Raw genomic sequence first — 24,156 nt, 5'->3', positions numbered from 1 at the left:
ACACGTCCTAGTTCGCTTGACACCCTAGATAACGATCGGCCCCGGCTGCGTTCGGTCAACTTGGCCTACGTGAAAGAAAAGATCATCGTCCTCTGACCTGCTGGAAGGGTCCTCCAACCCTAGATAACCATCGACCTGCTGCTCGACGGCCGCGGGCAGGCCCGACGCGGACACCTCGGGCAGGTCCCGGGTGATGGGGACGAGCTCGCCGACCGTCTTCGCCGTATAGGCGACGTCGAGGCGGTCGGCGTGCTCGACGCTGGTGAGTCTTCCGGTGGCGAGCGCCTCACCCAGCATCGCGGCCACGCGGTCGCGATCGGCGTCTGAGGCACGCAAGTCTGGATCATCCGTCACGATAAATCAGTGTATGTCGGATCGCGATATGTCGCGAGTAATGTCAAACCTGCAGGAAAACTTGGAGCCCAGCGGAACCGCTGACGTGGGTGGACGCGTCCGGGTATTAAGGACCGTAGACGCGCGACGGGGTCGTGAGGTTTACACCCGATCGAACAAAAAAGATGGGAAAGGCCTAGTGATCTTGAACCAAGCCGGCACGCGACGCTTCAAGGCGTACACGGCCAAGCACCTCGACCAGCTTCTGCAGCGTGCGGGGCTGGGCGACGAGGAGCGCCTGAAGGTCCGCGCCGTCGCCACGGTGCTGCCGTTCCGGACGAACGCCTACGTCGTGGACGAACTCATAGATTGGTCGGCCGCTCCCGACGACCCCATATACCGGCTGGTCTTCCCGCAGGAGGACATGCTTCCGGCCGCCGACGTGGCCAGGCTGGCCGACCTGCTGAAGGCCGAAGCGCCCAACGTGGAGATCCAGGCCGAGGCCAATCGGGTGCGCGCGCAGCTCAACCCCCATCCTGCAGGTCAGAAAGAGCTCAACGTCCCGAAGATGGATGACGAGCCCGTCCCTGGCATGCAGCACAAATATCACGAGACCGTGCTGTTCTTCCCCAAGCAGGGGCAGACCTGTCACGCGTACTGCACATACTGCTTCAGATGGGCGCAGTTCGTCGGTGACGCGGACCTGAAGTTCGCCTCTGACGACATCGGGCAGATGGTCAGCTACATCCGCCGGCATCCCGAGGTCACCAGCGTGCTGGTCACCGGCGGCGATGCGATGATCATGGGCGAGTCGGTGATCAGGCGATATATCGAGCCGCTGCTGGAGCTGGAGCAGCTCGAGTCCATCAGGATCGGCACCAAGGCGCTGGCCTACTGGCCGCAGCGCTTCACCACCGATCCGGACGCCGACGCCACGCTCGGGCTGTTCGAGGAAGTGGTCAACGCCGGCAAGAACCTGGCGTTCATGGCCCACTTCTCGCATCCGCGCGAGCTGGAGTCGCCGCTCGTCGAGTCGGCGGTCAAGCGCATACTCGGCAGCGGGGCCACGATCAGGACCCAGGCGCCGCTCATCAGGTCGATCAACGATGATCCGGCCGTGTGGTCGGGCATGTGGCGGCGGCAGCACAGGATGGGGATGATTCCCTATTACATGTTCGTCGAGCGCGACACCGGCCCGCAGGACTACTTCGCGGTGCCGCTGGGCCGGGCGTACGAGATCTTCAGAGACGCCTACTCGACCGTGTCGGGGCTCTGCAGGACCGTCCGGGGGCCGTCGATGTCGGCGACGCCGGGCAAGGTGTGCATCGACGGCGTCACCGAGATCGCCGGGGAGCGCGTCTTCATGCTCCACCTCATCCAGGCGCGCGACGCCTCGCTGGTCGGCAGGCCGTTCTTCGCGCGCTACGACCCGTCGGCCGTCTGGCTGACGGATCTGCGGCCCGCCTTCGCCGAACGATTCCCGTTCGAACCAGCGGAAGCGCTGCTGCCCGTCTGAGTGGTCGCACGCGTCGACCGCGACCGGTAATTCCACACCCCCCGGCCCGTGACATTTGATTTCGCGACCCTTTGTTCACGGGCCGCCGGGGTGCCCGGCCTGTTCGTGCGCTTGACCTCGAGTCAGTGCGCACAATTTCGGAAACAAGGCCCTCCTATTTCCGGTTTTGTCTCTCGCTCAACGCTTCCCCCTTTACTCGGTAACCGGGCTGCAAACCCCTGCTACATGGGCTTTCATGCGCCTGCGGGCGCTCACGCCGAGTGATAGAACTGCTGGCGTAGCTCAGCCGTGACTGCACGCTTCGTGTGGTGCCCATAGCGCGCACGCCACGGCATTCGGGGGTTATCGATTCGCATTTCCACCGCATTCGAGAGCGATCGATCACGAGCCGGGAAGGCAATCATGAATCGAGTAGTCAAGACGGCTGTCGCCGTCACAGCATTTGGCCTGGCGGCGGCATTGGCCGTGCCAGCTCAAGCGGACGTTCAATACAACAGCGCACGGTACGCGGCCAACGACGCGCCGGGCGGAGGCACCAGCGCGAACGGCAGCCCGATCGGCAGCCTGCTGGGCGGCCTGGTCGGCGGCGGCCTGTTCGGCAGCCTGTTCGGCGGGAAGGCCAAGTCGGCCCAGGCCCCGGGCGGCCACATGACCGAGGCGGAGCGGGACGCCGCCAGCGAGGACCAGCGGGAGCCCGGCATGTCCGTGCCCGCGGCCAACGCGGCCGAGGACGTCCTCAGCGGCGGTTCGCCGCTGACCGAGCTGTCGCCGATCGTCGGCGGGTTCCGGCTCGGCGGGGGCGACCTGACCAAGTCGCTGCCCGTGCTGTCGGGTGCGTCGCGCATGGCGACGCCGACGGTCAAGACCGGTGAGCAGGGCCACAGCCAGTCCGTCACCGAGGGTGCTGCCCTGCGCGGCGCCTACGGTGCGGCGACCGGCCTGGTCGACTCGTCCGTCGGGGGCACCGTGAACCGGCTCGCCCCCTCCAGCCTGATGCCGGCCTCCGGCGCCGGTTTCCTGGACGCCAGCGGCCTCACGGCCAAGACCATGGGCGCCGCTTCCAAGAGCGTCGAGTCCCTGTCCGCCGACACGACCCTGACCGGGCTCGCCATGGCCGCGCGCCGCGCGCTGCCGCACGCCGCGAGCGGCGAGCTGGCCCCGGTCGTCGGGCAGGTCGCGCCGGCCGAGATGGCGCCCGTGGTCGAGGCGCTGCCTGGCACCACCCAGGCCGCCTCCATGGACGAGCTCACCCCGCTCGTCGAGGACACCTCCAACCTGGTCGCCACCCGCGGCGCCAAGACCGCCGGCTACTACGGCGACGTGATGGCCGCCCTCGGCTGGACCACCGACGCGCTGACGAGCTCGGTGCGGAACTCCTGGGTTCGCGACTAGCCGACGCGACGGAGGCGCCGATGAGGTGCCGAACGCGCCGATGACGTGCCGAAGAAGCGCCGAACAGGTGCTCAAGAGGTGCTGACCGGCGCTGGGCAGGCGCTGACGAGCGCGGCTCGCCGCAAGCCATCATGACGGTTCGCGGGCGTCCTAGGTGCCGACGCCCGGGAACCGGCCGTGACGGCGACGAGGCGACGGCGTTCGCGCGCTCCAGCAGTTCCCTGACGGCGGGTTTCCCGTGACCGGGCCGCCGTCGTACCGACGCGGCAGGCCGATCGAGGCGCTCACAGGTGCCGAGCGCCCGAGGCACTGACCGCGCGTTGGTTGCGAGCCCCCGCGAGAGCGGGTGGTCTCATGACGGGCCTGGGCGGACGCGCCCTCGTCCAGGGCACGGCTCGTCGCACGCGCCGCCTTTGCAGGGCAGTGGCGCCGCACGAGCCCGCCCCATCGCCGCCGGCCCCACCCCGGGGTCGGCGGCACTTTCATGCCAGCAGGTAAGGCATACGCCCCCGCGGGCGTGGGTCAGGGGAGTCGGACACCGGTGCGGCGGGCTATCTGGGCCTGGAGCCGCGCCATCTGCCAGTGCAGCTCCAGCAGCTGCTCGGCGACCTGCATCCTCGGGATCTCGGACACCTCCTCGATGGCCAGATGGTCAATGGCGGCCGAAAGCTCTCCCATCGCGCACTCCCACTCCATCGCCGTTCCTCAGCTCGAATTGGCGTTCGAATCCTATCGGAACGGCAGGCTCTCTGTCAGTCATTCATCCCTCGCGTCGCACCGGTCTTCGCACAAATGATCGAATCCGGGCATGTCAAAACCCCGCCCAGGGGCGGGGGAGAAGGGGAGCGGGTCAGCCCTTGTTGTAGGCGGCGATGACTTCCTTGGGGTCGCCGTCCATCTTGATCTTGCCCTTGTGCAGCCAGATGACCCGGTTGCAGGTCTCTTCGATGACCCTGAGGTCGTGGGCCACGAGGAACACCGTGCCGGCCGACTCGCGGATCTGGCGGATCCGCTCCTCGCTCTTCTTGCGGAACTCGCGGTCGCCGGTCGCCAGGGCCTCGTCGATGAGCAGGACGTCGTGGGTCTTGGCGGAGGAGATGGCGAAGCGCAGCCGCGCGCCCATGCCGGAGGAGTAGGTGGACATCGGCAGCTGGACGAACTCATCGATGCCGGAGAAGTCGACGATCTCCTGGTATTTCTCCCGGACCTCGGAAGGCGTCATGCCCATGGCGTAACAGCCGAGGACGATGTTGCGCTCACCGGTCAGCTCGCGCATGAGGGCCGCGTTGACGCCGAGCAGCGACGGCTGCCCGTCGGTGTAGACGGCGCCCTCGTGCGGGGGCAGCAGGCCGGCGATGGCCCGCAGCAGCGTGGACTTGCCCGAGCCGTTGCGGCCCACGATGCCGATGGCGTCGCCGTGATAGGCCACGAAGGTCACGCCCTTGACCGCGTGGACCTCTTTCATCTGCGGACGGCCCTGACGCCTGAGAATGCGCGTGAGGGCGTTGACCGCGTTGCCCTTCTCCGTGTCGCTGGCCGCGCCGTAGACGCGGTAGACGATGTGGAGGTCGTCGACGATGACGGTCGGAGTGCCCGTGGGGACGTCAAGCGGCCGCTTGCCCTGGGGTTCCGGGTTGGGATGCACTCTGACATCCTTGCCGGGGACGGCGGGCTCCTCGCCCTTCACCTGTGACAGCTCCTTGATCAGTTCAGCCACGCCCGTACCTCTCCTCGGACCGCCAGAAGTACCAGAAGCCGAAGCCGAGAGCGAACACCGCCCAGAATACGCAAGACATCCAGACCATCGGCGGCGGGTAGTGACCGAACTCGGTGTTGTGGGACTTGATGAGGATCTCGCGCATCCACTCGATGTAGGAGGCCGCCGGGTTGAGGTACATCACGTTGGCCACCCACTGGGGCAGCTCCGCGGACTCGACGACCTTGTCCTGGATCGAGAAGAACACGCCTGAGGCATAGAGCCAGGTACGGGTGATGAACGGCAGCAACTGGTTGAGATCGCGCATCGTGGCCCCGAGCCGGGCGACCACGAGCCCCGCGCCGATGTTGAACATCGTCTGCAGCGCGAGCACCAAGGGGATCCAGAGCCAGAACCAGGTGGGCCACTCCTGGGTGGCGACCACGAGGGTGAGGAGCACGCCCATGGAGATGGCGAGCTGCTGGAGCTCCTGGATCGTGTAGGCGAGCGGAAGCGATGCCCTGGGGAAGTGGAGCGCGCGGATGAGCGACAGGTTGCCGGAGATCGACTTCGCGCCCGCGGTGACCGTCCGCTGGGTGAAGGTGAAGATGAACATGCCGGTCAGCAGGAACGCCGGATAGTTCTCGATGTCCTTGCTGCCGCCGAGGATGAGGCCGAACATCAGGAAGTAGATGGCGGCGTTGAGCAGCGGCGTCAGCACCTGCCAGAGCTGACCGAGGGCGGAGTTGGAGTATTTCGAGACGTTGCGCGAGGTCGCGTACGTCAGGATGAAATGTCTCCGCTCCCACAGCTGGCGCAGGTAGACAGAGAACCTCGGCCGCGCGATGGCACGGCGAAGCCCATACCTCTTGGCGAGCTTGGCCAGCGGCTCCTGTCCGCTTCGGCCGCCCGCCTGGGCGTCCGCTACAACGGATTCCGGCTGGCTCATGGCAAGGACTCTATTGGATCCCGGTCGATGGGGTGCCTGTCGCACGGGTCGGCGACAGTCAGTTGGACGGAGTCTTACGCCGCCGGGTTCCAAGGCGCCGTCAAGACCTGCTCAACCGTAGCCCAGCCAGCCGGGGCGCGCTGGCAAGGGCGCGACCACTGTCGTGTAGAGGGTATTTTTCATCCGCTGTTCACGTCCGTACCTTGCCTGCAAGTGCTGTTTCACGGGGTTTGGTGCGGATTGAACCAAATGTCTGTGACGGTGGATAGGCGTACGTGTGACCGAACTGCAACGCGCCAGAGACTCGCTGGTGGCAAGGAGTAAGGGATAGTCGCGATCGACTGGCAGGGCGTCGGCTGGTTTGACCATGTCAGCCAAATCCGGGGGGATACCAGGACCCCCCCGTCAGGCTGCTCGCGATCACCGCAGCTCAGCGCTGTACGCCCACTGTAGAGGGAGGAATTCTTTCACCATGCGTGTTACTAAGGGCGCACAGATCGTCGCCGGTACCGCGCTGCTCGCCCTCGCGGTTGCCGCGTGTGGCGGCGGTGCCTCGGAAACCGGTGGCACTGCCACGGGCGGCGGCGAAACGCCGGTCCGCATGGAGCTCGGTGAGCCGCAGGAGCTCTTGGTCCCGTCGAACACGACGGAGTCCGAGGGTTCCGAGACGCTCGCCGCGCTGTTTGAGCCCCTCGTCAACTACGACGAGAACAAGAACGCCGTCGAGGCCGCTGCGGAGTCGATCACCAGCGACGACCAGAAGGTCTGGACGATCAAGCTCAAGGCAGGCTACACCTGGCACAACGGTGAGCCGCTGATCGCGCAGAACTACGTGGACGCCTGGAACTATGCGGCGAACCAGGAGAACGCGCAGAGCGCCGGCTACTTCTTCGGCAGGGTGGACGGCTTCGCCGACCTCAACCCGGGCGAGGGCAAGCCAGTCACCGCGAAGGGCATGAAGGGCCTTGAAGCCGTCGACGACACGACGATGAAGGTCACCCTGACCGCGCCGTTCTCGCAGTTCAAGGTCATGCTCGGCTACACCGCCTTCTACCCGCTGCCCAAGGCCGCCTTCGGCGCCGACGGCAAGGTGACGGCCGAGTACGGAGAGAAGCCCATCGGCCAGGGTCTGTTCAAGATGGACAAGCCCTTCAAGAAGGGCACCGACCAGACCATCGACATGTCGGTCTACGACAAGTATCCGGGTGCGAAGCCGAAGAACTGGACGAAGCTCCAGTTCAAGCTGTACACGAACTCGGACACGGCGTTCAACGACCTCCAGGCCGACAACCTCGACATCCACGACTCCCTCGGCCCCGCCGCGATCTCCACCGCCAAGGCCACCCTCGGGGAGCGCTACCAGGACCAGCCTGACGCCGGCGTCGGCTACATCGGCGTTCCGCTCAAGTACAACGACGAGCTGAACAAGGTCGACATCCGCAAGGCCATCTCCATGGCCATCGACAGGAAGACCATCGCCGAGACGGTCTTCTCCGGCACCCGGTCCCCGGCCGACGACTTCATCAACCCGGCCATCGCGGGCTACCGCCAGGGCGCCTGCAAGGCGTGCACGTACAACCCGGCCGAGGCCAAGAAGCTGTACGAGTCCGCGGCCGGCCCCAAGAAGCTCGAGATCGGCTACAACGCCGACGGTCCGCACAAGGAGTGGATCGAGGCCATCGCCAACAACCTGAAGGCGAACCTCGGCATCGACGCTGTGGCCAAGCCGTTCGAGAAGTTCGCCAGCATCTTGGACGAGCTGGACAGCAAGAAGTACAAGGGCCTGTTCCGGATGGGCTGGGCCATCGACTACCCGTCGGCGGAGAACTACCTGTCGCCGATCTTCAGCACCGGCGCCATCGCCAACGGCTCGAACTACGGCGGCTACTCCAACAAGGCGTTCGACGACCTGATCGCCAAGGGCGACCAGGCCGCGTCCGTCGAGGACGGCCTGAAGTTCTACCAGCAGGCGGATGACATCCTGAACGAGGAGCTGCCCTACATTCCGGTGTACTTCTACCGGAACAACTCCGGCTACTCCAGCAAGGTCAAGAACGTCAAGATCAACCTGCTCAACCAGGTTGAGTGGGCCGACGTCGAGAAAGTCTGACGGTTGAGCCCTGGGGCGGGCGCGTGGCGCCCGCCCTCGAAGGGCCAGCCAAGAAGGCGGTGTCTTCGGCCGGGAACCCTGGGCCGAGGGACTGCCTTCTTGGCATGTACGGGAGGCTTAAATGGGCCGTTACATCATCAGGCGTCTGCTCCAGTCACTACCTGTGTTGTTGGGTGCCACCCTGCTCATCTTCACCATCGTCTTCGCGCTGCCCGGCGATCCCATCGCGGCGCTGGCCGGTGAGAAGCGAGCGGACCCCAACATCGTCGCCATCCTGCGCGAGCAGTATCACCTCAACGATCCGCTGCTGCTGCAGTACTGGTACTACATCAGCGGCGTGCTCCTGCGCGGGGACTTCGGCGTCACGTTCGCCGACGTGCCCGTGTCCCAGATCATGGCGGGCAAGTTCCAGGTCACCCTGAACCTGGCGCTCACCGCCCTCGTCATCGAAGCGGTCATCGGCGTCGGTCTCGGCCTCTGGGCGGCGCTGCGGCGCGGCCAGGCGATCGACACCCTGATCCTCGCCTCCACCCTGCTGCTGATCTCGGTGCCGACTCTTGTGTCGGGATTCGTCCTGCAGTACATGCTGGGCGTGAAGCTCAAGCAGTGGACGGGCCTCGACATCTTCCCGATCGCGGGCATCTCCAACGGGTGGCGCAGCTATCTGCTGCCCGGCTTCGTGCTCGCCGGAGTGTCGATCGCCTATCTCACCCGTCTCACCAGGACCAGCCTGGCCGAGACCCTGCGGGCAGACTTCATCAGGACCGCGACCGCCAAGGGCCTGTCACGAAGACGGGTCGTCGGCAGACATGGCCTGCGCAACGCGTTGATCCCTCTCGTCACGTTCCTGGGCGCCGACCTCGGCAACCTCATGGGCGGGGCGGTGATCACCGAGCGGATCTTCAACCTGCCGGGCATCGGCAACCAGTTGTTCATCTCGGTCTATTTGAGAGAGCAGCCGGTCGTCGTCGGTATCGTGACAATCCTGGTGCTGATTTACATCCTGGCCAACCTGGTCGTCGATGTGATGTACGCAGTGCTCGACCCGAGGATCCGCTATGAGTGACATTCGGCCGGGCGGGCCCGTCATCGCTTCCGAGGGAAGCCCCGCCCCTCTGCCGCCAACCAAGATCAAGGAAGCCAGACCGGCCAGCTTGTGGGGCGACGCCTGGCACGACCTGCGCCGCAAGCCCATCTTCATCGCTTCGTGCATCCTCATCACGGTGCTGGTGCTGATGGCGGTGTGGCCGTCGCTGTTCACCTCGATCGACCCGTCCGACGCCAGGACCTGCGAACTGGGCACCGCCCGTCAGCTCCCGAGCGCCGGGCATCCTTTCGGCAGGGACAACCTCGGTTGTGACCTCTACGCCCGCACCATCTACGGCGCGGCCAACTCGCTGGTGATCGGCATCAGCACCACGATCGCGGCCGCGGTCATCGGTGGCCTGACCGGTCTCATCGCCGGCTTCTTCGGCGGCCGCACCGACACGGTGGCCTCCAGGATCACCGAGATCTTCTTCGCCATCCCCAGCATCCTGGGCGCGCTGCTCATCGGCGCGACCTTCCGCGACAGCGGGCTGGGCATCTGGCTGGTCGTCATCGCACTGACCCTCCTGGGCTGGCCGATGACGTTCCGGATCATGCGCGCGGCGGTCATCACCACCAAGGGACAGGACTTCGTGGTCGCGGCCAGGGCGCTCGGCGCCGGTTCGAGTCGCATCATGTTCCGCCACCTGTTGCCGAACGCGCTGGCCCCCGTGATCGTCATCGCGACGATCAACCTGGGCGGGTTCATCGCGGCCGAGGCCGCGCTGTCCTACCTGGGCGTGGGCGTCCAGCCGCCGGCGATCTCCTGGGGTCTGATGATCGCGGACGCGCAGCCCAGGTTCCTCGACGCGCCGTTGCCGCTGATCTTCCCGGCCGTGTTCCTGAGCATCACGGTGCTCGCGTTCATCATGCTGGGAGACGCCGTGCGCGACGCTCTCGATCCGAAGCTCAGGTAGAAGGGGGGATCAAGTGAAGAAGACGTCATCGGATGTGTTGCCTGCCGAGGGAGGGCCAGGCGACCAGCCGCTGCTCGCGGTCGACAACCTGCACGTGGAGTTCCGTACCCGCGCGGGGATCGTACGAGCCGTGAACGGCGTGAGCTACACGGTCGGCCCCGGCGAGACACTCGCCGTCCTGGGCGAATCGGGTTCCGGCAAGTCCGTGACCGCTCAGGCGATCATGGGCATCCTGGACATGCCGCCCGCGGTCATCCCCAAGGGCGAGATCCGCTTCAGGGGCACCAACCTGCTCAAGCTCTCGGAAGAGGCCCGTACGCAGGTGCGCGGCCAGCGGATCGCGATGGTCTTCCAGGACGCGCTGTCCGCGCTGAACCCCGTGTTCACCGTGGGCTGGCAGATCAGCGAGATGTTCCGGGTGCACCGCGGCATGTCCAAGTCCGACGGCATGAAGAAGGCCGTCGAGATGATGGACCGGGTCCGCATCCCGGCTGCCAGGCAGCGCGTCAACGACTATCCGCACCAGTTCTCCGGGGGCATGCGGCAGCGCATCATGATCGCCATGTCGATCGCGCTGGACCCCGAGGTGCTGATCGCGGACGAGCCCACCACGGCGCTCGACGTGACCGTCCAGGCGCAGATCATGGAGCTGCTCGCCGAGCTGCAGCGCGAGAGCGGCATGGGCATGATCCTGATCACGCACGACCTGGGCGTGGTCGCCGACGTGGCGGACAAGATCGCGGTCATGTACGCGGGGCGCATCGTGGAGAACGCCCCCGTGCACGACATCTACAAGGCGCCCGCGCACCCGTACACGAAGGGCCTGCTCGAGTCGATCCCCAGGGTCGACCTCAAGGGCCAGGACCTGTACGCCATCAAGGGCCTGCCGCCGAACCTGCTCGACCTGCCGACGGGCTGCTCGTTCCATCCCCGCTGCCCGTACCGGCAGGACAACTGCGTGGTCGACGTCCCCGCGCTCTACGAGATCAGCGGCACACGGAGCAGCGCCTGCCATTACTGGAGGGAGGTCCTCGATGGCGACAGGCAGTGAGCCGATCCTTGAGGTACGCGACCTGGTCAAGCACTTCCCGCTGACCCAGGGCGTCATCTTCAAGAAGCAGATCGGGGCGATCAAGGCCGTCGACGGCGTCTCGTTCGACCTGAGGAAGGGCGAGACGCTGGGCGTCGTGGGCGAGTCCGGCTGCGGCAAGTCCACCCTCGCCAAGGTGCTGATGGCTCTGGAGCGGCCGACCTCCGGCTCGGTGAAGATCAAGGGCCGGGACATCGCCAAGGCCAGGGGCGGCGAGCTCAAGCGCATGCGCCGCAACATCCAGATGGTCATGCAGGACCCGTACACCTCGCTGAACCCCCGTATGACCGTCGGCGACATCATCGGCGAGCCGTACGAGATCCACACCGAGGTGGCGCCGAAGGGCAGCCGCCGCAAGAAGGTGCAGGACCTGCTGGACGTCGTGGGACTCAACCCCGACCACATCAACCGGTACCCGCACCAGTTCTCCGGCGGCCAGCGGCAGCGCATCGGCATCGCCCGCGGCCTGGCGCTCCAGCCGGAGATCATCGTCTGCGACGAGCCGGTGTCCGCGCTGGACGTGTCGATCCAGGCACAGGTCATCAACCTGCTCGAACGGCTGCAGAACGAGTTCGACCTGGCCTACATCTTCATCGCCCACGACCTGTCGGTGGTGCGCCACATCTCCGACCGGGTGGGCGTGATGTACCTGGGCAAGTTCGTGGAGCTCGGCAAGGACATCGAGATCTACGACAAGCCCGCCCATCCGTACACGCAGGCGCTGCTGTCGGCGGTGCCGGTGCCGGATCCCGAGGGGCGCGAGCAGCGCGAGCGGATCATCCTCCAGGGTGACCCGCCGTCGCCGGCCAACCCGCCGTCCGGGTGCCGGTTCAGGACGCGGTGCTGGAAGGCGCAGGAGATCTGCGCGGAGGAGGAGCCCCTGCTGCAGATCAGGCCGGGGACCGGGCACGAGAGTGCCTGTCACTTCGCCGAGACGCACGACGTGGTGCACATCTGAGCCACCCGTGACCGAAGGCCCTCCGAGGAGCGTTGCCCGGAGGGCCTTCGTGCTGCCTGGGGTCCTCGCGGTGGTGCCGGGGGGGCGGTGCGGGCCGGTCAGGTGGTGGCGATGATGGCCGAGCCGTGGCCGAACAGGCCCTGGTTGGCGGCGAGGCCGACGCGGGCGCCGGCCACCTGGCGCGGTCCCGCCCGCCCGCGCAGCTGGGTGACGAGCTCGCAGAGCTGCGCGATGGCCTGGGCGGGGATGGCCTCACCGAACGACGCCAGCCCGCCCGACGGGTTGACCGGCACCCGGCCGCCGAGCCCGGTCTCGCCCGCGCGCAGCAGCTTGTCGGCCTCGCCCGGCGGGCACAGCCCGACGTCCTCCATCCAGTCCAGCTCCAGCGCCGTGGACAGGTCGTACACCTCCGCCAGGGAGACGTCCTCGGGCCCGAGCCCGGCCTCCTCGTAGGCGGCGTGCGCGATCGCGGCTCTGAAGGGCCTCTCGGGGGCGGGCACGGCGGCGCAGGAGTCGGTGGCGAAGTTCGGCAGCTCCAGGATCGTGCTCGGGAAGGTCGGGGTGACCGTGGAGACGGCGGCCAGGCGTACCAGGTCCGTCGCGCCGCGCCGCCTGGCGTAGTCCTCCGAGGCCAGCACCACCGCCGCGCCCCCGTCGGAGGTGGCGCAGATGTCCATCAGGCGCAGCGGGTCGGCCACCATGGGGGAGGCCGCCACCTGCTCGGCGGTGACCGGAGAGCGGTAGCGGGCCATCGGGTTGAGCGATCCGGCCAGCGCGTTCTTGACCTTGACGGCGGCGAAGTCGGCGGGGGTGGAGCCGTGGAGCGCCATCCGCCTACGCGCATAAAGGCCGAAATATCCAGGATTTGTGGCGCCGAGGAGCCGGAAGCGCAGCCAATCGGGATCGTCCGGCCGGTCCCCGCCCACCGGCTTGAAGAAGCCCTTGGGCGTCGAGTCCGCCCCGACGACCAGCGCCACCTCGCACAGCCCCGCCAGGATGCGGGTGCGCGCGATGTCCACGGCCTGGGCGCCCGACGCGCAGGCCGCGTAGCAGGAGGCGACCCTGGCCCCGGACCAGCCGAGCGCCTCGGCGTAGGCGGCGCCGGAGACGAAACCCGGATAGCCGTTCCTGATCGTGTCCGCGCCCACGATGTACTGCACGTCCGTCCAGGCCACGCCGGCGTCGTCCAGGGCCGCCCTGGCCGCCGCCACGCCGTACTCCAGGAACGGACGGCCCCACTTGCCCCACGGATGCATCCCCGTGCCCAGCACCACGACGCTCACGACGCCCGCCCCCACATCCACACCAGCGGCCCGTCGGCCAGCGTCCCCGAGATGAGCTCCAGCTCCATGCCCACCTCCAGCTCGGCCACGGTCAGGCCCTTGACCTGACCGAGCACCACGATCCCCACCTCGTCGAGCTCGACCGCGGCCAGCGTCACCGGCTCGTACGGCTCCGCCGCCACGAACGGCGCCGGCGGCGGATAGCAGGCGTTGGTGTAGGACCACACCCGCCCGCGCCGCGGCAGCCCGATGCCGGTCATCTCCGTGCCCGTGCAGTGCGGATTGGGGCAGAGCCCCCGCCGCGGCGGGAAGCAGACCGTGCCGCAGTCCGAGCACTTGGTGCCGAGCAGGTGGATCCCGTCGTCGCCGACGGCGAACCAGCCCTCGATCGCGAACGTCATAGCCAGGAGTATCACACAAGCGCTTGCTAGGTTACATCCCTCCTGCGACGCCGATGCGTCGTGATCACCCGCGCCGCCATGACCGCCATCAGCATCAGCATCCCCGCCACCACGGGCGCCCTGGAGGCGGGGATCGTGGCGAGCGGCCCCTCGCCGAAGTACGCGCCGGGCATGGGCGGCACGGACGCGGGCAGGTCCAGCCGGTCGGCCGCGCGCAGGGCCAGCAGCGCGTTGGCCACGCCGTGCCCGTACGCGCGGCTGTAGCCGTCCGCGGGCCGCCTCCTGGTGCCCTGCTCGATGGCCAGCCGCACGTGGTACGGCGACAGGCGCGGATGCACCGCCCTGATCAGGGCCGCGATGCCGGCGACCATGGCCGCAGCCGAGCTGGTGCCGTCGCCGACCATGTACGAGTCGCTGCCGTCGGCCGTGACGATCTCCGTGCCGGGTGCGACCACGGACACGTAGTCCTGCCGGTTGGAGAACGCGGCCACCCTCAGCCGCCGGTCCACGGCCCCCACGGCGATCACGCCGGGGTAGGCGGCCGGGAAGTTCTTCCTGTTGGCCGAGTCGCCGTCGTTGCCAGACGAGGCCACCAGCACGGCGCCCTTGGCGATCGCGTACTGGACGGCCTCCTCCTCGGGCGCCGAGCCCTCCCATGCGCCGCTGCCGCCGCCGAGCGACATGCTGATGACGTCGGCGCCGTGGTCGGCCGCGTACCGGATGCCCTTGGCCAGCGCCTCGGCCCCGCCGGGGCGGCGCTTGTCGCGCAGCGGGTCGCCGTTGTCCAGCGTGACCCTGACCGACAGCACCTCGGCAGCGGGGGCCACCCCCACGACGCCGCGCCGGTTGCCGTCGCCGTGCCCCCGGCCGGCGATCAGGCTGGCCATGGCGGTCCCGTGCTGCCCCCAGAGCGCCGGGCTCCTGGCCGCCCCGGTCAGGTCCGGCCCCTGGACGACGGCGTCCGCCAGGTCGGGATGGCGGCCGTTCACGCCGGTGTCCAGCACGGCCACGACCACGCCTGCGCCCTTGCTCAGCCGCCACGCCTCGGGCAGCCGCAACGCGCTGAGCTGCCACTGGCCGGCCCGCGCGATCTCGCCCATGTCGTCGGACACGCCGGGCGCCGCGATCCCGATCACGAGGCCGCTCAGCAGCACGGGCAGGATGAGCCGCTTCATCGGGTCAGCGCCCGGTGCAGCGTCGCGGCGAGCTGCCGCGCGGTGTCGCGCAGCCGCGGCACGGTGCGGCAGCCCGGCCGGTACGCCCGCCCGTCCGCGTACCCGGCGGCCGCCGCCACCACGTAACGGTGCTCCGACCCGATCAGCACCCCGGTGAAGTACTGGCGCTCGCCGAACCGCTCGGCCGGCCCGCCGGGGAACGCCACGGGCCGCACGGTGGCCGGCCGCCCGGCGGCGTAGGGTCCCATCCCCGGCCCGTCGAGCACGGCGATGCCCACGGTGGCGACGTACGTCTGCGTGCTGTCGGCGTAGGTGGCGCGTAACGCCGTGCGGCAGCCGGGACGCACGGCGGCGACCTGGAACGCCGCCTCGCAGGACGACTCGGGGGCGATTCCGGCCAGCACGTACGTGACCCGCGCCCCAGACGGGCTGAGGCCGGGCACCGTGCCGGGGAAGACCTTCGCCACCGGCCACTCGTGCCAGCGCTCCGGCACGGGCGGCTCCGGCGAAGGCCAGATCGCGGACAATAGGGACAGCAGCGCAACGGACAGGTTGTACACGTCAACCTCGAACGGGAGGGGAGGGACACCCGATCAGCCCGTGCATTCTGGCACGTGAACGCGCACTCATTCCGACGCTTCAGTAAACAGACCGATACGCGGAGTAACTACGGGTTTGTAGCTCTTCGTATTACGGAGTCGGGGAAAGTCGGACATGCGCTCCAGGTGGGAGCCCCAGCCGCTGGGCGGCGTCGCCCGCGTTCACCGCGATCGCGATCAGCCCCGCGGAGTCCGCGAACGCCACCAGCTCGCCCGGCGGCACCGCCGCGAACGTCTCCTTGTACGGCAGCGCGAGCTGCCGCCGCCCCAGCCACACCCCGAGCGTGTCGCCGAGCCGCACGCCCAGCGCGTGCAGGTCGCCGGCCGCGATGGAGAGCTGGGTGTTGCCGTAGCGGTCGACCGAGACCACCTCGCCCTCCACCGATCCCTCGCGCAGCAGCGAGGTCGGCTCGGGCAGCGAGACCAGCCGGTCGAGCGGCATCTCCGGCCCCAGCTCCGCCGGGCTCAGGCCGCCGCACAGCCGTCCCGCGACCGGCGAGTAGACGTCGCGCCCGTGGAAGGTCGGCGAGACCGGCCGCAGGAAGTGGTCCTCGTTGCTGATCTGGTACGCCGCCAGCGCGCCGCCGCTGGCGTGCACGGCCCACGACAGCAGCCCGTTGTCGGGGCCGATGAACACCCGGCCGCCCGCCTCGACGGCCACCGCGCGCCTGGCCCCGCCCGCACCGGGATCGACCGCGCCGATATGAATGCCCAGGGGCAGATACGGGATGGTCTGAGCGAGAACCGCCGCGCCACGCCGTACGTCTCCCGCCGGGATCAGGTGGCACACGTCGATCACCCGCGCCTCGGGCGCGATCCCGGCAATCACTCCATGACAGGCCGCCACATAGCCATCTTCGAGCCCATAGTCGGTGAGGAGTGTGATGACTGAGGTCACATTTGGTGACTGTACGTCTCGCAATCCGCCGTGAACAGCCGCACTCGGCACATTACGATGGCCACGGGCCGCGTGCGTGCGACGTGATCGTCGCTCGCCCCTTTCGAGGAGGACACCATGGGAGCACCGCTCAGCGGTGACAATGCTGCCCAGGAGCCGTCCCACCGACCACTCTCAGAACGCGACATCGAGCTCCTCGCCTTCGAGCGCCAATGGTGGCGCCACGCGGGTGCGAAGGAGCAGGCCATCAAGGAGGCCTTCGGGTTCTCCGCCACCCGCTATTACCAGTTGCTCGGCGAGTTGATCGACAAGCCGGAAGCGCTCGAACAGGACCCCATGCTGGTCAAGCGACTGCGCAGGTTACGCTCCACGCGCCAGCGTGAGCGCGCGGCCAGAAGGCTTGGCATGCGTCCCTGAACGGCTGGGTACGGCAGCCGCGTGAGGAACATCCCTGGAATGGAAGCGATCTTGAGCGATCCGGCAGGCGCCGTGATCGGGCTCGACTTCGACGGAACCCTGTCGCCGATCGTGCCCGATCCCGCCACGGCCGTGATCCATCCGAAGGCGCCGGCGGTTCTCGCCGAGCTGGGCGCGCACATCCTGGCGGTGGCCATCGTCACCGGCAGGCCCGTGGCCACCGTACTGGAGCTCGGACCCGACCTGGCCGGCGTGCCAGGGCTGGTGATCCTCGGCCATTACGGCTTCGAACGCTGGGAGGACGGCCGGATCTCCGCGCCGCCGCCCCCTCCCGGCGTGCCGCGCGCGGAGGCCGAGCTGCCTCTGCTGCTCGACTCGCTCGGCCTCGTCGGAGTGTCGATCGAGGACAAGGGCCGGGCCGTGGCCGTGCACACCCGGCGCAGCCCCGACCCCGAAGGGGCCCTGGCCATGCTGCGCGAGCCGCTGGCCAAGCTGGCCGAGAAGCACGGCCTGGTGATCGAGCCCGGCCGCCTGGTGCTGGAGCTCCGGCCGCCCGGCATGGACAAGGGGCACGCGCTCAGCCTGTTCCTGGCCGAACGGGCGGCGAGGTCCGTCATGTTCGCCGGGGACGATCTCGGCGACCTGGCCGCGTTCGACGCCGTCCGCGCGTCGGGGCTGCCCGGGGTGACCGTGTGCAGCGGATCCGCCGAGGTCACGGCGCTGGCCGAGCGGGCCGACATCGTGGTGGACGGCCCCGAGGGCGTCGTCGCGCTGCTCGGCGAGCTGACGTCGGCTTTCAGCCGTTCGTGACTGATCTGCAAGCCGCGGCCCCTACGTTCGGGCGCATGTCCAAGCGATACCTTGCCGTCGCGGCCCTGGCCGCGGCCACCCTCCTCGCCGCCCCCCTGCCCGCGAACGCCGCCGGAGCCACGACCCTGACGAGCGCGGCGCCCGCGCAGCCGCTCAAGCTCAGGGGCGGGCTGACGCTCTACCTGCCGATCCGGTGGAAGGTCTACCGTGTCGGCTCCGACTGGATCCGCGTGGTCACCGGCAAGTGCGCCAAGCCGGAGAAGGGGTACGGCACTCCCGAGTGCGACAGCTTCTGGGTGCTCGGGCCGAAGGCCATCAAGCAGGGCAACGAGCTCTTCCGGCCGTACGACGGAGAAGAGCCCTTCTACCCGGCCACGGACGTGCAGCTCTGCCCGCACAACCGCAAGTGGGGCCAGGTCGTCGGCGCGGCCAGGAGCAAGGGCCTGCGCCAGGTGGGCCCCGGGCACAAGGCGGCCTACCGTGAGTGGAAGGCCACCTGCGTCTCCTACTCGGGCGGCGGGGTGAAGTCCCGCTACGTGCAGCGTGAGTGGTATCTGCCGACGACGAAGATCCTCGTCGTCGACCAGTGGAACACCCCGGGGCTCGCCGACGCGCTCAAGCACGCCGACTGGAACTGAGCACCCCGGCGACGGCCAGGCCGATGAACATCGGCACCATCAGGAAGGCCGTCCCGGTGCCGAAGCCATCGGCGAGCGCCCCGAGCGCCAGCGGCCCGACCGCCATGGCGGCGCCCGCCCAGATGGGCGAGGCCGCCGCCGCGCGGTCGGCCCGGCCGCCCGCGCCGTCGATCAGCGCGGTGAGCGCGAGCGGGAAGTGCAGGGAGACGCCGAGCCCGCTGACCACCAGCCCGGCGTAGGACAGCACCGGCTGGGTGCTCGCCCAGAAGAGCAGCCAGCCGGCCATGGTCAGCGCCAGCGCGCCCGCGAACAGCGGCACGGGCGGCAGGCGTAACGCGAGCTGCGTCCCGGCGAACCGGCCCGCGGCCATGCCCGCCATGAACGCGGTCAGCGCCGTGGCGGCCGTGGCCGTGCTCAGCCCCGTCCTGTCGGCGAACAGCTCGGCGGCCCACAGGTTGAAGGAGAACTCCAGGGCCACGCAGCAGAACAGCACGGCGCCCGCCAGGTGGAAGCGCCAGCCGGGCGCGTGCGCGATCGCCGCGACCGGGCTCGCGGCCTCCCGTGGGGACGCCCTGGTCCAGGTACGGCCCATCGTCACCGCGAGCAGCGCGCTGGCGATCGGGGTGATCAGCAGCGCGGCCCGCCAGCCGAGCGCCGTCTGGGCGACCACGCTGAGCCCGAACGTCACCGTCATGCCCACGACCACGCCGACGGCGTTGGCCTCGCTGAGCGCCGCCGGCCCGGCCGCGCCCTGATGATCGCTGAGCGCGGCCATGGAGGTGTAGAGCATCACGGAGCCGAAGCCGCCGGACAGCCCGTACCCGAGCAGGGTCAGGACCAGGGAGTCGGTGGGCAGGACCAGGAGGACGCCGGCGTTCATCCCCGCGATCCCGATCCAGCTCGTCGCCCGCCTGCCGAACCGCCTGGTGAGCAGCGGCAGCGCCAGCCCGGCCGCGATCGTGCAGAGGGCCATGGCGGTGCCGTGCAGCCCGGCCACGGTGGCCGAGGTCCGCTGGTCCGCGCGCAGGAGCGGCAGGGCGGCGCTGAGGCCGTACAGGAAGATGGCGAACGTGCCGAGCTGCAGGTAGATGAGCCACGTCGGGCGGTCTCTGACCAGCCGGACGGGCTCTGAGACCGTCGTCACCCTTGAGCTCCCGATGGTAGGCAGGACCTTTCAGGCCAGTGCGTCGAGCTGGGCCGCGAGCCACTTCTGCGGCGGCAGCGCGGTGGCCGCCGCGTGCAGCTTGTCGCGGCGCATCCGCCGCTCGTCCTCGGGCATGATCAGCGCCTCGTGCAGCGCCGCCGCCGTGCCGCTGACGTCGTAGGGGTTGACCATCAGCGCGTACGGCCCCAGCTCGGCGGCGGCCCCTGCCTCGCGCGACAGCACGAGCGCGCAGCGCGGCGACAGGACGGGACCCTCTTTGGCGACCAGGTTCATCCCGTCGCGGATGGGGTTGACCAGCAGCACGTCGGCCATCCGGTACGCGGCCAGCGAACGCGGATAGTCGTCGTTGACGTTGAGTATGAGCGGATCCCAGTCCTCGGTGGCGTATTCGTCCTCGATCTCCTGGGCGCTGCGCTGCACCGACGCGGTGTATTCGCGGTATTCGGGCAGGTCGTGCCTGCTCGGATAGGCGAACGCCAGGTGCACCACCCGCCCGTGCCACTCGGGGTGCGCGGCCAGGAACTCGCGGTAGGCCACCAGGCCGCGCACGATGTTCTTCGACAGCTCGGTGCGGTCGATGCGGACGATCAGCCGGCGGTCGCCCACCTGCTCCCTGAGCGCGGTCATGTGCGACTCGACGTCGGGCTCGCAGGCCCGCTCCCACAGCGCCGCGCCGTCCACGCCGAGGCTGTGCACGCCGATGCGGGTCGTCCTGCCCTCGTGGGTGACGCTGCGGCCGACCCGGTCGGCCTCCGCGCCCAGGAGCGCCACGCAGCAGTCCATGAACGCCTGGGCCCACCTGTCGGTGAGGAACCCGGCGTGATCGGCGCCCAGGATGCCTTCCAGGACTTCCCTGGCCACCTCGTCGGGCAGCAGGGAGAAGTATTCGGGCGGCGCCCACGGCGTGTGGCTGAAGTGGGCGATGCGCAGATCCGGCCGCTCGGCGCGGAGCATCGCCGGGGTCAGGGTCAGGTGGTAGTCCTGCACCATCACGCGGGCCTCGTGGCCGGCCTCCTCGGCCAGCGCGAGCGCGAACACGCCGTTGTAGTCGCGATAGGACTCCCACTCGCGCTGGAACTTCGTGCCGAAGTTGGGTGCGTTGGGGATGTCGTAGAGCAGGTGGTTGACGAACCACAAAGTGGAGTTGGCCACCGCGTTGTAGGCGCGGTGGAAGACGGCGGGCGGGATGTCGAGCATCCGCAAGGGGCCCGTGTCATAGCCGGCGTGGTCGATCCGGCCGCCGGGAGCCTGCCGCACCGCGCTGCGGTCACCGTCGGACAGCGCCGCGCAGACCCACAGCACGCCGTCCCCTTTGGCCACTCCCGACAACCCGGACACCAGGCCGCCACCACCGCGTTTCATGGTCAGTTCGCCGTCGTCAGAGACGGTGAAGGAGACCGGTCCTCTGTTGGAGGCCACCAGGACGCTGTTCATTCGAGCTCCCTTCGACCATAGGATCCCAGCTATGGCGCTTGATGAGCTAACCGAGGAACTCGCCCGCTCGGCCGCCGCCGGAGATCATCGCGCACTTGGCGAGCTCCTGGCGCGGATCGAGCCCGATGTGATGCGGCACTGCGCCCGGATCCTGCCCTATCACCAGGATGCGGAGGAAGCCTCTCAAGACACGTTGCTGGCCGTGGCGCGCAACATCGGGCGGTTCGAGGGACGGGCCAGGTTCAGCACGTGGCTCCACATCGTGACGGCCAACTGCGCGCGGACCACGTACAGGACGCTCAAGCGCAGGGCGGCCGAGCAGAGCTCGGACGAGCTGCCGATGCAGAAGCCCGACGCGCGGCGGGTCAGCGTGATCGCCGGCTCGCGGCTCGACCTGCTGGACGCCATGGAGGCGCTGGAGGCCGACAAGCCCGACCTGGCGCAGGCGCTCGTGCTGCGCGACATCGTCCAGCTCGACTACAACGAGGTGGCCGACCAGCTCGGCATTCCTCTCGGCACCGCTAAGTCGCGCATCCACCAAGCGCGCAAATATGTGCAAGGTGTGCTTGGTGAGGACTACCGCTGAGACTGTCCGTCTTGCATGCTGAGACGGGTGGCCGTTTCGGCCACTTGTGCGGGTAGAGTCCTTTTCGACAACTGAATATTGCTCATCCAGAGGGGTGGAGGGACCGGCCCTGCGAAGCCCCGGCAACCCTCCCGGCTTGTGACTCGCGACCTGGCGAGGCCGACCGGGACAAGGTGCCAATTCCGGTTCGCGGTCAAGGTGGCCGCGGGCGAAGATGAGGGAAGGCCTCGCTTCATGTCGCTCGACTTTGGTCCTGCTGTCGCTCTGTCCTGCCGCGAGTGCGGCACGCGTTACCCCCTGGGTCCCAGCTTCGCCTGCCAGGAGTGTTTCGGGCCGCTTGAGGCGGCCTATTCCTTTGGCGAGGTGACCCGGGCGCAGATCGAGTCGGGTCCCGCCAACATCTGGCGCTACCGCTCTCTGCTCCCCGTCCCCGCCGACGTCGCCAGTAAGCCCAATATGAACCCGGGCTGGACGAAATTGGTCAAGGCCGGAAACCTCGGCCGGGCGCTCGGCATCAAGTCCCTGTACGTGAAGGACGACTCCGGCAACCCCACCCACTCCTTCAAGGACCGGGTGGTCGCCATGGCCGTCGAGGCGGCGCGCAACTTCGGTTTCCACACGCTTTCCTGCTCCTCCACGGGCAACCTCGCGGGCGCGGTCACGGCCGCCGCCGCGCGGGCGGGGCTCGACGCGTGCGTGTTCATCCCGGCGAACCTGGAGCAGGCCAAGATCGCCATGGCCCGCGTGTTCGGCGGGAAGCTGATCGGCATCGAGGGCACCTACGACGACGTCAACAGGTTCTGCTCCGAGCTCATCGGCGACCCGCTGGGCGACAAGTGGGGATTCACCAACATCAACCTGCGGCCCTATTACGCCGAGGGCTCCAAGACGCTCGCGTACGAGATCGCCGAACAGCTCGGCTGGCGGCTGCCCGAGCAGATCATCATCCCCATCGCCTCCGGCTCCCAGCTCACGAAGATCGACAAGGGCTTCAAGGAGCTGGTGACGCTCGGCCTGGTCGAGGACACGCCTTACAAGATCTTCGGCGCGCAGGCGGCCGGGTGCTCGCCCGTGTCCACCGCGTACAAGGCGGGGCACGACGTCGTCCAGCCGGTCAAGCCGAACACCATCGCCAAGTCGCTGGCCATCGGCAACCCCGCCGACGGGCCGTACGTGCTCGACATCGCCCGCCGCACCGGAGGGGGTGTGGAGGACGTCACCGACCCGGAGATCGTGGCCGCGATCAAGCTCCTGGCCTCCACCGAGGGCATCTTCGCCGAGACGGCGGGCGGGGTCACCGTGGGCGTGCTGAAGAAGCTCACCGAGAGCGGTCAGCTCGACCCGGAGGCCGAGACCGTGGTGCTGAACACCGGTGACGGGCTCAAGACGCTCGACGCGATCAGCGACGACGCCAGGCCCACCGCCGTGATCCGGCCCTCTCTCGACGCGTTCCGCGCGACTGTCTGACAACCAGGAAAGGCGACTTAAACCATGAGCGTTTCTGTGCGGATTCCCACCATTCTGCGCACCTACACCGGGGGTATCGCGGAAGTGAGTGGCGACGGCGCGACTCTTCGTGACGTGCTTGCCAAGCTCGACTCCGACTACCCGGGGATCGGCGCGAGAATTCTTGATGAATCGGGCAAGATTCGACGTTTTGTCAACGTTTACGTTGGGGAAGAGGACGTCCGTTTCGCGGAGGGACTCGACACTCCCGCCCCTGAGGGCACTGAGATCTCCATCATCCCGGCGGTCGCCGGCGGCTGACCGCGATAGCTCGACATCTTGAAGGCGCCCCGAGTGGGCGCCTTCTCCTTTTCCCGGCCAATTCAACGTTGAACCACCTAGGTCGCGAGAAATACGTAGTTTGCGGATTGACTCTGTTGCCAAACCCCGTGCCACAGGTATGGTCGAGGGCGATCGTCTGGCTACTTTTCCGTTAAGTCATACGATTACGGGTCTCGCGGAGGAATGGGCGAGGTCTGAGAGCCCAGTAAGAGGAGTCGGAAGTGGCGCAGGGCACCGTCAAATGGTTCAACGCGGACAAGGGCTACGGCTTCATCGCGGTAGACGGTGGTAAGGATGTATTCGTCCATTACTCAGCGATCATGATGGACGGGTATCGATCTCTCGAACAGGGCCAGCGGGTCGAGTTCGAGATCACGCAAGGCCAGAAGGGGCCGCAGGCGGAGTCTGTCCGCGCGGTCTGATTCACATCACTGGTACGCACCGGCGGGACCGCGCGGCAGCGCAGTCCGTACGAGCCCGCCACACATCCTTTCGTCGACTCGAGCGCGGCGGGCCGCACTGAGCGGCCCGCCGTACTGACACCGAGTGACCTGGGCGGGAACCGGGGGCGGGTGGTCTGTCGCTTGCACTCGACAGGGTAGAGTGCTAAACAGTTCGTTGGCACTCTGTGCAGCAGAGTGCCAGCAACTCGGATCGAGACGATGGGGTCTGCCGAACGGAGATGCAGGCCCATGCCGTCGCGGGCGTCGCCTCGGTCCCGGACAAGCCACCCTGTATCTGGGAGGTCTAGCCTTATGGCAGCCAAGATGATCGCGTTTGACGAGGACGCCCGGCGCGGTCTCGAGCGCGGTATGAACCAGCTCGCCGACGCCGTCAAGGTGACCTTGGGCCCCAAGGGCCGCAACGTCGTGCTGGAGAAGAAGTGGGGCGCTCCCACGATCACCAATGACGGCG

At 68.3% G+C, this 24,156-nt stretch carries 24 protein-coding genes, 1 pseudogene and 1 riboswitch; of the genes and pseudogenes, 14 read left to right on the top strand and 11 right to left on the bottom strand.

Annotation, left to right across the window (positions count from 1 at the left end; translation table 11 throughout):
• Window positions 1–162: 162 nt before the first annotated feature.
• Window positions 163–297, bottom strand: a pseudogene (locus ABEA43_RS68590) (DUF1707 SHOCT-like domain-containing protein); the annotation flags it as partial.
• A gap of 235 nt (window positions 298–532) precedes the next feature.
• On the opposite strand from ABEA43_RS68590, the gene ABEA43_RS66010 reads away from it, so the two are divergent.
• Both ABEA43_RS66010 and ABEA43_RS66005 read left to right on the top strand, forming a co-directional pair.
• Entirely contained in the window at window positions 533–1,849 is a 1,317-nt protein-coding gene (locus ABEA43_RS66010) for a KamA family radical SAM protein (protein ID WP_345580583.1), read from the top strand.
• Window positions 1,850–2,251: 402 nt separating this feature from the next.
• Entirely contained in the window at window positions 2,252–3,241 is a 990-nt protein-coding gene (locus ABEA43_RS66005; protein ID WP_345580580.1) for a hypothetical protein, read from the top strand.
• A gap of 522 nt (window positions 3,242–3,763) precedes the next feature.
• Here ABEA43_RS66005 and ABEA43_RS66000 read toward each other — a convergent pair.
• The 3 genes from ABEA43_RS66000 to ABEA43_RS65990 all read right to left on the bottom strand — a co-directional run bounded on the left by ABEA43_RS66000 (window position 3,764) and on the right by ABEA43_RS65990 (window position 5,886).
• Window positions 3,764–3,919, bottom strand: coding sequence for a hypothetical protein (locus tag ABEA43_RS66000; RefSeq protein WP_345580577.1), 156 nt, complete (start codon window positions 3,917–3,919; stop codon window positions 3,764–3,766).
• Window positions 3,920–4,091: 172 nt separating this feature from the next.
• Entirely contained in the window at window positions 4,092–4,958 is an 867-nt protein-coding gene (locus ABEA43_RS65995) for an ABC transporter ATP-binding protein (RefSeq protein ID WP_345580574.1), read from the bottom strand.
• The gene (locus ABEA43_RS65990; RefSeq protein WP_345580571.1) at window positions 4,951–5,886 is read right to left on the bottom strand and encodes an ABC transporter permease; all 936 of its coding nucleotides are present in this window, start codon (window positions 5,884–5,886) and stop codon (window positions 4,951–4,953) included. Before ABEA43_RS65990 ends, ABEA43_RS65995 begins: the two co-directional genes overlap by 8 nt.
• 472 nt (window positions 5,887–6,358) lie before the next feature.
• On the opposite strand from ABEA43_RS65990, the gene ABEA43_RS65985 reads away from it, so the two are divergent.
• The 5 genes from ABEA43_RS65985 (at window position 6,359) to ABEA43_RS65965 (ending at window position 12,047) form a co-directional block, all read left to right on the top strand.
• Complete coding sequence (locus tag ABEA43_RS65985) at window positions 6,359–7,996, top strand: peptide ABC transporter substrate-binding protein (protein ID WP_345580568.1); 1,638 nt, start codon at window positions 6,359–6,361, stop codon at window positions 7,994–7,996.
• Window positions 7,997–8,117: 121 nt separating this feature from the next.
• On the top strand, window positions 8,118–9,062 hold the full coding sequence (locus ABEA43_RS65980) for an ABC transporter permease (protein WP_345580566.1): 945 nt from the start codon (window positions 8,118–8,120) through the stop codon (window positions 9,060–9,062).
• Window positions 9,055–9,999, top strand: a complete 945-nt coding sequence (locus ABEA43_RS65975; protein WP_345580563.1) for an ABC transporter permease — start codon at window positions 9,055–9,057, stop codon at window positions 9,997–9,999. Before ABEA43_RS65980 ends, ABEA43_RS65975 begins: the two co-directional genes overlap by 8 nt.
• Window positions 10,000–10,012: 13 nt before the next feature.
• Entirely contained in the window at window positions 10,013–11,050 is a 1,038-nt protein-coding gene (locus tag ABEA43_RS65970) for an ABC transporter ATP-binding protein (protein WP_345580560.1), read from the top strand.
• Window positions 11,034–12,047, top strand: a complete 1,014-nt coding sequence (locus tag ABEA43_RS65965; protein WP_345580557.1) for an ABC transporter ATP-binding protein — start codon at window positions 11,034–11,036, stop codon at window positions 12,045–12,047. The genes ABEA43_RS65970 and ABEA43_RS65965 overlap by 17 nt, the downstream gene beginning before the upstream one ends.
• Before the next feature lie 98 nt (window positions 12,048–12,145).
• Here the strand turns inward: ABEA43_RS65965 and ABEA43_RS65960 are convergent, their stop codons facing one another.
• The 5 genes from ABEA43_RS65960 to ABEA43_RS65940 form a co-directional block, all read right to left on the bottom strand.
• On the bottom strand, window positions 12,146–13,330 hold the full coding sequence (locus ABEA43_RS65960; RefSeq protein ID WP_345580554.1) for a lipid-transfer protein: 1,185 nt from the start codon (window positions 13,328–13,330) through the stop codon (window positions 12,146–12,148).
• The gene (locus ABEA43_RS65955; protein ID WP_345580551.1) at window positions 13,327–13,731 is read right to left on the bottom strand and encodes a Zn-ribbon domain-containing OB-fold protein; all 405 of its coding nucleotides are present in this window, start codon (window positions 13,729–13,731) and stop codon (window positions 13,327–13,329) included. The genes ABEA43_RS65960 and ABEA43_RS65955 overlap by 4 nt, the downstream gene beginning before the upstream one ends.
• Window positions 13,732–13,757: 26 nt before the next feature.
• Window positions 13,758–14,906: a S8 family serine peptidase gene (locus ABEA43_RS65950; protein ID WP_345580548.1), complete on the bottom strand. Its 1,149-nt coding sequence runs from the start codon at window positions 14,904–14,906 to the stop codon at window positions 13,758–13,760.
• Complete coding sequence (locus tag ABEA43_RS65945; protein ID WP_345580546.1) at window positions 14,903–15,400, bottom strand: hypothetical protein; 498 nt, start codon at window positions 15,398–15,400, stop codon at window positions 14,903–14,905. The genes ABEA43_RS65950 and ABEA43_RS65945 overlap by 4 nt, the downstream gene beginning before the upstream one ends.
• A 196-nt stretch (window positions 15,401–15,596) precedes the next feature.
• The gene (locus ABEA43_RS65940) at window positions 15,597–16,403 is read right to left on the bottom strand and encodes an SAM hydrolase/SAM-dependent halogenase family protein (protein WP_345580543.1); all 807 of its coding nucleotides are present in this window, start codon (window positions 16,401–16,403) and stop codon (window positions 15,597–15,599) included.
• Window positions 16,404–16,520: 117 nt separating this feature from the next.
• On the opposite strand from ABEA43_RS65940, the gene ABEA43_RS65935 reads away from it, so the two are divergent.
• From ABEA43_RS65935 to ABEA43_RS65925, 3 genes are read left to right on the top strand one after another with little or no spacing between them, the layout of a single operon-like run.
• Window positions 16,521–16,820: a DUF3263 domain-containing protein gene (locus ABEA43_RS65935; protein ID WP_345580540.1), complete on the top strand. Its 300-nt coding sequence runs from the start codon at window positions 16,521–16,523 to the stop codon at window positions 16,818–16,820.
• A 39-nt stretch (window positions 16,821–16,859) separates the two neighbouring features.
• Window positions 16,860–17,630, top strand: coding sequence for a trehalose-phosphatase (otsB, locus tag ABEA43_RS65930; protein ID WP_345580537.1), 771 nt, complete (start codon window positions 16,860–16,862; stop codon window positions 17,628–17,630).
• 35 nt (window positions 17,631–17,665) lie between these two features.
• Window positions 17,666–18,268, top strand: a complete 603-nt coding sequence (locus tag ABEA43_RS65925; RefSeq protein WP_345580534.1) for a hypothetical protein — start codon at window positions 17,666–17,668, stop codon at window positions 18,266–18,268.
• On the opposite strand, the gene ABEA43_RS65920 is transcribed toward ABEA43_RS65925, so the two are convergent.
• Together ABEA43_RS65920 and ABEA43_RS65915 are read right to left on the bottom strand one after the other, a co-directional pair.
• Complete coding sequence (locus tag ABEA43_RS65920; protein WP_345580531.1) at window positions 18,246–19,412, bottom strand: MFS transporter; 1,167 nt, start codon at window positions 19,410–19,412, stop codon at window positions 18,246–18,248. The two genes, ABEA43_RS65925 and ABEA43_RS65920, sit on opposite strands and share 23 nt — an antisense overlap.
• 30 nt (window positions 19,413–19,442) lie before the next feature.
• Entirely contained in the window at window positions 19,443–20,867 is a 1,425-nt protein-coding gene (locus tag ABEA43_RS65915; RefSeq protein WP_345580528.1) for an alpha,alpha-trehalose-phosphate synthase (UDP-forming), read from the bottom strand.
• 31 nt (window positions 20,868–20,898) lie between these two features.
• On the opposite strand from ABEA43_RS65915, the gene ABEA43_RS65910 reads away from it, so the two are divergent.
• The 4 genes from ABEA43_RS65910 to ABEA43_RS65895 all read left to right on the top strand — a co-directional run bounded on the left by ABEA43_RS65910 (window position 20,899) and on the right by ABEA43_RS65895 (window position 23,663).
• Window positions 20,899–21,453, top strand: coding sequence for an RNA polymerase sigma factor (locus ABEA43_RS65910; RefSeq protein WP_345580525.1), 555 nt, complete (start codon window positions 20,899–20,901; stop codon window positions 21,451–21,453).
• Window positions 21,454–21,532: 79 nt separating this feature from the next.
• Window positions 21,533–21,674, top strand: a riboswitch (SAM riboswitch).
• Window positions 21,675–21,687: 13 nt separating this feature from the next.
• Complete coding sequence (gene thrC, locus ABEA43_RS65905; RefSeq protein ID WP_345580522.1) at window positions 21,688–22,920, top strand: threonine synthase; 1,233 nt, start codon at window positions 21,688–21,690, stop codon at window positions 22,918–22,920.
• 24 nt (window positions 22,921–22,944) lie between these two features.
• Entirely contained in the window at window positions 22,945–23,220 is a 276-nt protein-coding gene (locus tag ABEA43_RS65900; RefSeq protein ID WP_345580519.1) for a MoaD/ThiS family protein, read from the top strand.
• A gap of 242 nt (window positions 23,221–23,462) precedes the next feature.
• Window positions 23,463–23,663 (top strand): cold-shock protein, encoded by a 201-nt coding sequence (locus ABEA43_RS65895; RefSeq protein WP_068927743.1) that lies wholly within the window; start codon window positions 23,463–23,465, stop codon window positions 23,661–23,663.
• Window positions 23,664–24,156: the final 493 nt, after the last annotated feature.

Origin of the sequence: Nonomuraea rosea (assembly GCF_039539705.1) — a bacterium.
Classification (GTDB): Bacteria; Actinomycetota; Actinomycetes; order Streptosporangiales; family Streptosporangiaceae; genus Nonomuraea; species Nonomuraea rosea.
This window is presented reverse-complemented; position numbering and strand designations above follow the sequence as displayed.

Coding starts and splice junctions, on each gene's coding strand:
- ABEA43_RS66000 (WP_345580577.1), bottom strand. CDS start 3,919: ATGGGAGAGCTTTCGGCCGCCATTGACCATCTGGCCATCGAGGAGGTG.
- ABEA43_RS65980 (WP_345580566.1), top strand. CDS start 8,118: ATGGGCCGTTACATCATCAGGCGTCTGCTCCAGTCACTACCTGTGTTG.
- ABEA43_RS65915 (WP_345580528.1), bottom strand. CDS start 20,867: ATGAACAGCGTCCTGGTGGCCTCCAACAGAGGACCGGTCTCCTTCACC.
- ABEA43_RS65965 (WP_345580557.1), top strand. CDS start 11,034: ATGGCGACAGGCAGTGAGCCGATCCTTGAGGTACGCGACCTGGTCAAG.
- ABEA43_RS66005 (WP_345580580.1), top strand. CDS start 2,252: ATGAATCGAGTAGTCAAGACGGCTGTCGCCGTCACAGCATTTGGCCTG.
- thrC (WP_345580522.1), top strand. CDS start 21,688: ATGTCGCTCGACTTTGGTCCTGCTGTCGCTCTGTCCTGCCGCGAGTGC.
- ABEA43_RS65955 (WP_345580551.1), bottom strand. CDS start 13,731: ATGACGTTCGCGATCGAGGGCTGGTTCGCCGTCGGCGACGACGGGATC.
- ABEA43_RS65925 (WP_345580534.1), top strand. CDS start 17,666: ATGTCCAAGCGATACCTTGCCGTCGCGGCCCTGGCCGCGGCCACCCTC.
- ABEA43_RS65910 (WP_345580525.1), top strand. CDS start 20,899: ATGGCGCTTGATGAGCTAACCGAGGAACTCGCCCGCTCGGCCGCCGCC.
- ABEA43_RS65900 (WP_345580519.1), top strand. CDS start 22,945: ATGAGCGTTTCTGTGCGGATTCCCACCATTCTGCGCACCTACACCGGG.
- ABEA43_RS65950 (WP_345580548.1), bottom strand. CDS start 14,906: ATGAAGCGGCTCATCCTGCCCGTGCTGCTGAGCGGCCTCGTGATCGGG.
- ABEA43_RS65985 (WP_345580568.1), top strand. CDS start 6,359: ATGCGTGTTACTAAGGGCGCACAGATCGTCGCCGGTACCGCGCTGCTC.
- otsB (WP_345580537.1), top strand. CDS start 16,860: ATGGAAGCGATCTTGAGCGATCCGGCAGGCGCCGTGATCGGGCTCGAC.
- ABEA43_RS65990 (WP_345580571.1), bottom strand. CDS start 5,886: ATGAGCCAGCCGGAATCCGTTGTAGCGGACGCCCAGGCGGGCGGCCGA.
- ABEA43_RS65975 (WP_345580563.1), top strand. CDS start 9,055: ATGAGTGACATTCGGCCGGGCGGGCCCGTCATCGCTTCCGAGGGAAGC.
- ABEA43_RS65935 (WP_345580540.1), top strand. CDS start 16,521: ATGGGAGCACCGCTCAGCGGTGACAATGCTGCCCAGGAGCCGTCCCAC.